Source organism: Streptomyces sp. NPDC002130, assembly GCF_040296465.1.
Taxonomy (GTDB): domain Bacteria; phylum Actinomycetota; class Actinomycetes; order Streptomycetales; family Streptomycetaceae; genus Streptomyces.
In genome coordinates, this window is the sequence record NZ_JBEOXI010000447.1 from 1 (window position 1) to 3,747 (window position 3,747).

Here is a 3,747-nt window from a genome sequence, read left to right on the forward strand (position 1 = left end):
GTTCTACACCGGGGAAGGCAATTACGACCTCGTCGGGAACAACACCCCGGTGTTCTTCATCAAGGACCCGATCAGCCCCCGCGTCCTCCTCCTGGACGAGCCCGCCGCCGGTCTGGACACCGCCGAAGTGGCCGCCCTGGCCCGGGTCCTCGCGGGCAGCCCCCGCGTCCTCCTCCTGGACGAGCCCGCCGCCGGTCTGGACACCGCCGAAGTGGCCGCCCTGGCCCGGGTCCTGAAGGCCCTGGCGGCCGACGGCACGGCCCTCCTCGTCGTCGAGCACGATCTGGACCTGGTGGCCGGTCTCGCGGACGTCGTGCAGGTGATGACCGCGGGCCGCATCGTCGCCTCCGGTCCGCCCGGGCACGTCCTGGACGCCCTGGAGCCGGGGGCCGGCCGGTGACGACGCTCTCCCTGCGCCAGGCACGCGTGCGCTACGGCCCCCTGGAGGCTCTGCACGGCATCACCCTCGCCGCTGCCGGCCCGGGCCTCACCGTGCTGCTGGGCCGCAACGGCTCCGGCCGCACCACCGCCCTGAACGCCCTGGCCGGCACGGTGCCCCTGTCCGGCGGCGCCGTGCTGTGGGACGGCACGGACGTGACCCGCGTCCCGGCCCACGAACGCGCCCGGCGCGGGATGTGCCTGGTGCCGGAGCGGCAGGCCGTGTTCGGCTCGCTCACCGTGCGCGAGAACCTCGAACTCGCCGCGCGCGACCACACCGTGGCCCTCGACGCCTACCCGCGGCTGCGGCCCCTGCTGGAGCGGCGCGCGGGCACCCTCTCCGGCGGGGAGCAGCGCATGCTCGCCCTCTCCCGGGCGCTGCTCGCACGCGCGCGGGTGGTGCTCGCCGACGAGCCCGCCCAGGGCATGTCGCCGTCGGTCGCGGCCCGGACGTACGAACTGCTGGCCGGTCTCGACGCCTGTGTGGTGATCGCCGAGCAGCGGCTGCCGCCCGCCCTGCGGGAGCGGCCCGCCGTCGTCTACGAACTGCGCCGCGGGGCGGTGGTGTTCGCCGGGGAGGCGGGTGAGCTCGCGGGCTGATGCGGGACGCCGGCGTGCCAGGCGTCGTGGTGCGGTCGGGCGGGGGCATCACGTCTGAACCCCGTCCGGTCGGGCGACCGGACGGGGCCCGTGTCCCGGCGAGGGGGAGCAGCGGCTCAGAACCTGAGGCGCAGGCCGGGCACGATCACGTCGGGGTCCGCCCCGATGGCGGCCTTGTTGGCGGCGTAGAGGCGCTGCCAGGTGGTCCCGTGCCGGGCGGCGACGCCGCTCAGCGTGTCGCCCCGGCGGACGGTGTAGTCACCGCGGGAGGAACCGCGGTCCGCGTGTTCCGCGGCGCGCGCGGGGGCCTTCGACGGCTTCGCCGCCGGAGGCTCGGTGGAGGTGACCGGGTCTGCGGCGGGTGCGCCGCCGCTCGCCCCGGCGCGTGCCGAGCAGACGGGCCAGGCGCCCCATCCCTGGGCGCGCTGGACCTTGGTGGCGACGGCGATCTGCTGGGACCTGCTCGCCCGGTCGGCGGTGGGCGCGTAGGCCGTGCCGCCGTAGGCGTTCCAGGTGGAGGGGGCGAACTGGAGTCCGCCGTAGTAGCCGTTGCCGGTGTTGATGTGCCAGTCGCCGCCGCTCTCGCACTGGGCGATGCGGTCCCACACTCCGCTGTCGGCCGCCGCGGCGTTTCCGGTCGCGGCCAGCAGTCCGAGGGGCGCGAGCAGTGCCGCCCCGGCGAGGACCGCCGTCGTACGAACCTGGTGCTTCCGGGCGTTGGAGCGAGTGGTATCGGCACATTCGGACATGTAGGTCCCTTTCGAAACACCCGGGATCCCCCAAGGCGGAGCGCAATTCCCGCGCCATGGGGCGCGAGGGTCGCGCTCGCCCCGTCCACCGGAGCGGTGCCGTGCCCGGTTCCTGGGAACCCGGCGGCCGGTGGACGTACCCGAGCGGTGCTCGTTGCACACGGCGGAGGAATCTAAGGAGGTGGGCGGCCGGCATCAACCGGTCGCCCGTCCTGGCAGGCCAGTTCACCGATACCTCGGGTAACGGCAATTTCCGGACACCCACTTCATTCGCGGATTTCCGGATTTGTCGACCAACCTCCCTGGTGATCTGTGACCCACTTCACCCGCCCAACGCCCTTTACTGCACCGTGAGTTGACGATGAGTGCGCGATTCCGCGCGAAGCGTGACTCCGTGCGCTGGATGGTTCGATTCCGTTCGCCCTGGGGCGTGACTCCCGCCACAGATCGCCCGTTGTCTTCTGCATGAGCCGGGACCTACCCGGACCACGGGCCGGGAGCCACCCGGCTTTGCCACGCACCGCATCCCCGAGGGAGCCACCCGTGCCGCGCATGCTCGACGTCAGCGACGAGGTACGCGCCGAGATCGGCGACGAAGAAGCCGACCGCCTGCTCGCCGGAGAGACCGCCCCGGGCAGTTACGACTGCACGTCCTGCCGCACTCCGGGCGACTCCGCGCAGGAGCGCACCAGCACCGTCCTGTTCATCGGGGACGAGACCGCCGTCCTCGCCTTCGCCCACGCCGGCTGCCTGCCCTCGCAGGTCGTGCAGGTCACCGAGGAACAGCTGCGGGGCGCCGTGAAGTCCATCACCGGTGACACGGTCGACCTGGAGCCCGACAAGGTGGTGCCCCAGCAGGCGGTGCTCGGCGTGACCAGTGGGCTCGTGCTGATCGGCGGGGGGCTGCACCCGGCGCTGGTGGTCGAGCCGACCGGGCCCATCGCCCGGCCCGGCGCGACCGGCGGCGGCGACGACTTCCTGCCGCTGCTCATCGAGCAGGGCTTCATGCCGCTGACGGAGCTGTCCGCCGTACCACCGGTGCTGCACGGCTGGTCGGTGCTGCTCGCCATGGGCCAGCTGCACGCGGTGCTCCAGCCGGGCGCGGGCGGCGGCCAGCCGGTGGCCTGGTGGCAGGCGCACCAGCCGCTCCAGGTGACCGACGGGTGGCGCGCGGCCGCCAACAAGCTCCAGCAGGTGCTGATGTTCGCCGCGCCGGCCGGCTCGATCGGCCGCCAGCCGCGCGAGGACCTGCTGCGGGACGCGCTGGACAAGGCGGCGGCGAACGGAAAGCTGGTCGCCTCGGCGCTGCCGCTGGCCGGCACCTGAGCCGCGCGTCACCCGTCCACGCCGTCCACCTGCGAAAGCCGTAGCCGAGCCGCATCCCTTGACCCGCGGGGTCGTTTGGACATACGTGCACGCATACGACGTTCCCCGCCGCCAGTCCTTCTCGCCGATCCCGTCCGCGCGATCGGCCCAGGACTCCCAGGGCGGCCCATCGGCCACGCCGATCTACGACGCGCTCTACGCCGAGTACGTCAAGTCCTTCCGCGCACTGCCAGGCGACCGCAGCGGCGAGGAGAAGCTGGGCTTCACCGCCTTCGGGAACACCCCGCACGCTTCGGGCTCGTACGGAGGGGCGTACGGCAGCTCGTACAGTGCCTACAGCGCGGGCGCCCAGAGCGCCCGCCATGCCGCCGGGCAGCAGCCGCAGTGGCAGCGCGTCGCAACCATCGGCTCGCACGGCACCGCCGCGTACGGCACGGGGTTGCACTACGTACCGGCCGCGCTGCCGCCGGGGCGGCGCGGCGGCATCTGAGCGAGCACCGGACACCGGAAAGGGGGGGCCCCCCACCGGGCCCCCCGACCGGCGCGGGGCGGACACGATTTATTGGCGCCTGTGGGGCCCCCCATAGGTATGAACAAACTCGGTAAAAAACAGAAAAAATAGGACAAATAGGTA

4 protein-coding genes and 1 pseudogene are annotated in these 3,747 nt (G+C 73.0%); 4 read left to right on the forward strand and 1 reads right to left on the reverse strand.

The features are described from left to right. Positions 1–70: pseudogene (locus ABT116_RS51080) on the forward strand (catalase); the annotation flags it as partial. A 326-nt stretch (positions 71–396) separates the two neighbouring features. Then, on the forward strand, positions 397–1,038 hold the full coding sequence (locus tag ABT116_RS40680; protein WP_351645131.1) for an ABC transporter ATP-binding protein: 642 nt from the start codon (positions 397–399) through the stop codon (positions 1,036–1,038). 116 nt (positions 1,039–1,154) lie between these two features. Here ABT116_RS40680 and ABT116_RS40685 read toward each other — a convergent pair whose 3' ends face one another. Then, the gene (locus tag ABT116_RS40685) at positions 1,155–1,787 is read right to left on the reverse strand and encodes a LysM peptidoglycan-binding domain-containing protein (protein ID WP_351645134.1); all 633 of its coding nucleotides are present in this window, start codon (positions 1,785–1,787) and stop codon (positions 1,155–1,157) included. 543 nt (positions 1,788–2,330) lie between these two features. Between ABT116_RS40685 and ABT116_RS40690 the strand changes: the two genes are divergently transcribed. Together ABT116_RS40690 and ABT116_RS40695 are read left to right on the forward strand one after the other, a co-directional pair. Then, positions 2,331–3,113 carry a DUF8842 C-terminal domain-containing protein gene (locus tag ABT116_RS40690; protein ID WP_351645137.1) on the forward strand — a complete coding sequence of 261 codons (783 nt, stop codon included), beginning with the start codon at positions 2,331–2,333 and terminating at the stop codon, positions 3,111–3,113. A gap of 85 nt (positions 3,114–3,198) precedes the next feature. Next, positions 3,199–3,603, forward strand: a complete 405-nt coding sequence (locus tag ABT116_RS40695; RefSeq protein WP_351645140.1) for a hypothetical protein — start codon at positions 3,199–3,201, stop codon at positions 3,601–3,603. The last annotated feature ends 144 nt before the right edge of the window (positions 3,604–3,747 follow it).

Coding starts and splice junctions, on each gene's coding strand:
- ABT116_RS40685 (WP_351645134.1), bottom strand. CDS start 1,787: ATGTCCGAATGTGCCGATACCACTCGCTCCAACGCCCGGAAGCACCAG.